Here is a 4248-nt window from a genome sequence, read left to right on the forward strand (position 1 = left end):
GATCGCCTCGCGCGGCTATCTGACGCTGGATCCGCGCAAGTACGCCGATCCGCCGCTCCGCTCGGTGGCGCTGCCGGTGTTCGGCGCCGGCCGGGGCGGGCTGCCCGCGCGGGAGTCGATCGACTGGATCCGCGCCGCGCTGACCACGGCGCTGGCCGGTCCGGTGCCCTGGGACGTCCATCTGACGACCCGCCGTCCCGCCGTCGCCGCCCTGCTCGCCGAGTGCTTCGCCGCTCCGGCGTGAATATTCACGCTGGTCAGGCGTAGGTGTAGGGCTGTTCCTCTTCCTCGGGGCGGCGGGAGCGCCAGCGGTACGGGGTCCAGGCGGGGACGAGGAGGGCGAAGCCCAGGAGCGCGTAGAGGCCGGAGGACAGGAGGGATTCGAGGCCCGAGTCGAGTTCGCCGGCCGGGGGGAAGCGGGACGGAAGGGCGACCGCGGCGGCGGGGGCGGCCAGGAACCAGGCCGTCCAGGCCAGGAAGGCCACGGCCGGGATCAGCGAGACCAGCGGGGACGCCCAGCGGGCCACGATCACGATGCCCGTGAGCAGGCCGACGGCCGCCGTCAGCGCGAACGCGCCGTAGAGCTGGGTGCGGTCGGTGATGGTGTGGTCGAGGGCGTTGACCGCGACGCCCGAACGCACATGGGCCCAGGCCGTGCCGTAGGCCAGGGCAGGGGCGAGCAGAAGCCCCAAAACGAAACCGAAGGCGTGCCGCACAGCCGTTCACCGTCCTGTCGAGGGCGTGACCCACCCCGCACTGCTACTAAACAGGTCGATCTTGCTGATATCCACATATTCGCGGAGTTCAGTCGGAACGGTTGGCCAGGATCACGGCGATCGGCGGAATGATCGAGGCCACCACGGCCATGATCACGGCCGCGGTGACCGACCAGAAGCGCACGACCGTCCAGGAGAGCACGTACAGGGTGATGCACGTGCCCATCATGATCAGGTACCGGCGCTTACGGGCGTCCATGCCTCTACCGTACGGCGGGCTCCGGGATGTTCGGGATGTCGCGGGTGCACTGGGCGCAGACCGCCGCCTTGAGCGGCACCGAGGTCAGGCAGTGCGGGCAGTCGCGCGTGGTCGCCGTCTTGTTCCTGTCGATGTAGGACAGGAGACGCGCGACCGGCAGCACCAGCACGAAGTACACGACCAGCGCGGCGATCAGGAACGAGATCGCCACCGTCAGGAAGTCCCCGTAGAGGAACTCGCTCTTGCGGATCGTGAACTTCAGCGAGCTGAGGTCGGGGTTCCCCCCGACCAGTGTCAGCAGCGGGCTGATGAACGACTTGACGAACTGGTTGACGAGCGCGCCGAACTGCGCGCCGATGACCACGGCTACGGCCAGTTCGACCAGGTTGCCGCGGAGCAGGAACTTTTTGAATCCATCGATCACTCTAAGAGATTATCCGAACGCATCGCGTGCTAGGGCTCGATTTCACGATTCGATCGGGCGGGGCCCTGCTCGGGCGTCTCGGCTTCCAGCCGCACCCAGCGGGCGGGCCGCGGGGCGGTCTGCGGAGGTGTGTCCGCGGGGACCGGCTTGGTGCGCCCGTCGGTCTGCCGCATGGTCATGGCGTGCATGGTCATGTCTTCGCCCCCCTTTTACCCGTTGGACGTATGACGGGCCGCCGTGGTTCACCGTCCGGGCGACCAGCCTGCCAGACGTCAGGTTTCGCCTGGTTTGTTGGGGGCACAGGGCGCACCTCACAGAAAACCAAGGAGGCATCCATGCCGACCATGATCTGGGTCGTCATCGCCGTCCTCATTCTCGCCGCAGTCGCGGGCGTGAGCCTGGTCGCCTACGGACAGGCCCGCTCCCAGCGGCTGCGCCGCAGGTTCGGCCCCGAATACGAACGCACCGTGGAGCGCTCGGGCGGCCGCCGCGCCGCCGAGCAGGAACTGCTCGAACGTGAGCAGCGCCACCAGGAACTCGACCTGAAGGAGCTCGACCCGGCCACCCGCGACGAGTACCGCCGCGGCTGGACCGAGCTGCAGGAGCACTTCGTCGACTCCCCCGAGACCGCGGTCACCGAAGCCGACCGGCTCGTCACCGTGGTGATGCGCGAGCGCGGCTACCCGACCGAGGACGGCCAGAGCCGCACCGCCCTGCTCTCGGTCGAGCACTCCCGCACCCTCGACCACTACCGCAAGGCCCGCGAGATCAGCGGACGCGCGGCGCACAAGGAGGCCGGCACCGAGGATCTCCGCCAGGCGATGGTCCACTACCGGGCCCTGTTCGAGGACCTCCTGACCGTGCCAGAAGAGAGGAAGTCATGAACCCCTACCCCCAGGACGGCTCCGCCCCCAGGGACGAGCCCGTCGCGTCCGGCCGGCCCTTCGAGACCACCGACCCCGCCGACCCCGCCGAGCTCAGCGAGCCCGCCGAGCCCACCCGGGACGACCTGATCTCCGCCGAGCGTTCGGCGGCCGAGATGACCCCCGTGTCCGGACGGCCGCGCAGCTCGGAGGAGGAGAACGGCTCCCTGCTCGGTGAGGGCTTCGCCGAGGATCTGCGGCGGCGCTGGCACGACGTCCAGGCCGACTTCGTGGACGACCCGTATGAGACGGTCCGCCGGGCCGGGCAGCTCACCGAGGAGGCCGTCGGCCGGCTGACGGGCTCGCTCACCGAGCGCAAGTCCGAGCTGGACGACCGCTGGAACGACGACAAGGACGACACCGAGGAGCTGCGCCAGGCCCTCAAGGGCTACCGGGTCCTGCTGGACCGGGTGCTGTCGCTCTAGTGCGTGTTCCGTGAAGAAGAGACGGGGCCCGGTCGCGCTGCGACCGGGCCCCGCTCGATGCCGGCGAACGACCACCCCACCCCTGAGGGACGTCCGATCCGGCTGTTCATGGCCAACGAGAATCCATCCCCATAGATTCCCGGCGGCCGCGCCGCTAGCGAGGCGGCGAGCTTTTCCTGATTCCGAACCGCGGTACTGGATCGATTCAGAACTGGTGCCAGCCTAACGGGCGATTGTTTCTGAATCAATTCAGAACTACGATCTCCTGGCATGGCACGCGTCACACTGAAGACCATCGCGGAGGCCGTCGGCGTCTCCCGGACGACGGTGTCGAACGCCTTCTCCCGACCCGACCAGCTCGCCCCCGAACTCCGTCAGCGGATCATGGACGTCGCCGAGGAGCTCGGCTACGCCGGGCCCGATCCGGCGGCCCGCACCCTGCGGCGCGGCAAGGCCGGAGTGGTCGGCGTCCTCCTCACCGAGGAGCTGTCGTACGCGTTCACCGACCCCTACGCGGTGGCGTTCCTGCGCGGGCTCGCCGAGATCGCCGAGATCTCCTCCACCAGCCTGCTGCTGATGACCTGGCCCGACGACGCGTCGGCCGAGAGCGCGGTGCGGGAGGCGATCGTCGACGGGTTCGTGGCGTTCAGCCTGGACCGCGACCATCCCGCCCTGGCCGGGCTGCGGCAGCGCAGGCTCCCCTATGTGATCGCGGGCGAGCCGTACGTCGAGGGCGTGCCGTTCGTCGGGATCGACGACCGGGCGGCAGCGCACACCGTCGCCGCCTACCTGCTGCGGCTGGGCCACCGCAGGCTCGGGGTGCTGCACCCCGGCCCCACGCCCGAACTGGACGACGCGGGCTCCTACGGCGCGGTCGCCGCACGGATCGCCGGATTCCGGGACGCCGTCGAGGAGGCCGGGCTGGACTGGGCGGACGTGGCGCTCCAGTCGTGCCTGCACTCCCCCGAGGGCGGCCGCACCGGCGCGGCGCGGCTACTCGACCGTCATCCGCGGCCCACCGCGCTGCTCGCCACCACCGATCTGATCGCGCTCGGCGCGCTCCAGGCCGTCGCCGACCGGGGGCTGCGGGTGCCGGAGAACGTGTCGGTGACGGGGTTCGACGACATCCCGGCGGCGGGCGAGGCGGGGCTGACCACGCTCCGTCAGCCCAAGTCGGAGAAGGGCCGCACCGTCGGACGGCTGCTGCTCGACGAGGTCCTCGCCGGGGAGGCCCAGCGGATCCTGATGGCCTATGAGTTGATCACCCGGGGCTCCACCTCGCTCCCACCGGAGTCCTGATCGGGGATAATCACCGCATGTCACTGCTGATCGGACGGGCCGCAGAGCTCTCCGCGCTCACCGGCCTCCTCGACCGGGCCGCCGAGGGCGAGGCCGGGGTCGCGCTCGTCAGCGGCGACGCCGGCGTCGGCAAGACCAGGCTCACCGCCGAGCTCACCGGGCTGGCCAGGGAGCGCGGCTGGACCGTGCTGGCCGGGCAGTG

At 70.3% G+C, this 4248-nt stretch carries 9 protein-coding genes; 5 read left to right on the forward strand and 4 right to left on the reverse strand.

Annotated features, from left to right (window positions below):
- The coding region (locus ACYVE7_RS30190; protein ID WP_460369465.1) for a hypothetical protein at positions 1 to 244 on the forward strand (244 nt) is incomplete at its 5' end.
- A 13-nt stretch (positions 245 to 257) separates the two neighbouring features.
- On the opposite strand, the gene ACYVE7_RS30195 is transcribed toward ACYVE7_RS30190, so the two are convergent.
- The 4 genes from ACYVE7_RS30195 to ACYVE7_RS30210 form a co-directional block, all read right to left on the reverse strand.
- Positions 258 to 716, reverse strand: coding sequence for a hypothetical protein (locus ACYVE7_RS30195; protein ID WP_460369467.1), 459 nt, complete (start codon positions 714 to 716; stop codon positions 258 to 260).
- A gap of 88 nt (positions 717 to 804) precedes the next feature.
- Positions 805 to 975 (reverse strand): DUF3099 domain-containing protein, encoded by a 171-nt coding sequence (locus ACYVE7_RS30200; RefSeq protein ID WP_460369469.1) that lies wholly within the window; start codon positions 973 to 975, stop codon positions 805 to 807.
- 4 nt (positions 976 to 979) lie between these two features.
- The gene (mscL, locus tag ACYVE7_RS30205; protein WP_460369471.1) at positions 980 to 1399 is read right to left on the reverse strand and encodes a large conductance mechanosensitive channel protein MscL; all 420 of its coding nucleotides are present in this window, start codon (positions 1397 to 1399) and stop codon (positions 980 to 982) included.
- 29 nt (positions 1400 to 1428) lie between these two features.
- Positions 1429 to 1578, reverse strand: a complete 150-nt coding sequence (locus ACYVE7_RS30210; RefSeq protein ID WP_460369473.1) for a hypothetical protein — start codon at positions 1576 to 1578, stop codon at positions 1429 to 1431.
- Positions 1579 to 1734: 156 nt separating this feature from the next.
- Here ACYVE7_RS30210 and ACYVE7_RS30215 point away from each other — a divergent pair, with 156 nt between their 5' ends.
- The 4 genes from ACYVE7_RS30215 to ACYVE7_RS30230 all read left to right on the forward strand — a co-directional run.
- Complete coding sequence (locus ACYVE7_RS30215; RefSeq protein WP_460369475.1) at positions 1735 to 2283, forward strand: hypothetical protein; 549 nt, start codon at positions 1735 to 1737, stop codon at positions 2281 to 2283.
- Positions 2280 to 2747, forward strand: a complete 468-nt coding sequence (locus ACYVE7_RS30220; RefSeq protein ID WP_460369477.1) for a hypothetical protein — start codon at positions 2280 to 2282, stop codon at positions 2745 to 2747. The genes ACYVE7_RS30215 and ACYVE7_RS30220 overlap by 4 nt, the downstream gene beginning before the upstream one ends.
- 270 nt (positions 2748 to 3017) lie before the next feature.
- Positions 3018 to 4046, forward strand: coding sequence for a LacI family DNA-binding transcriptional regulator (locus tag ACYVE7_RS30225; protein WP_460369479.1), 1029 nt, complete (start codon positions 3018 to 3020; stop codon positions 4044 to 4046).
- A 17-nt stretch (positions 4047 to 4063) separates the two neighbouring features.
- On the forward strand, positions 4064 to 4248 hold a 185-nt coding region (locus ACYVE7_RS30230), incomplete at its 3' end, for an ATP-binding protein (RefSeq protein WP_460369481.1).

The organism is Actinocorallia lasiicapitis, from assembly GCF_054778695.1.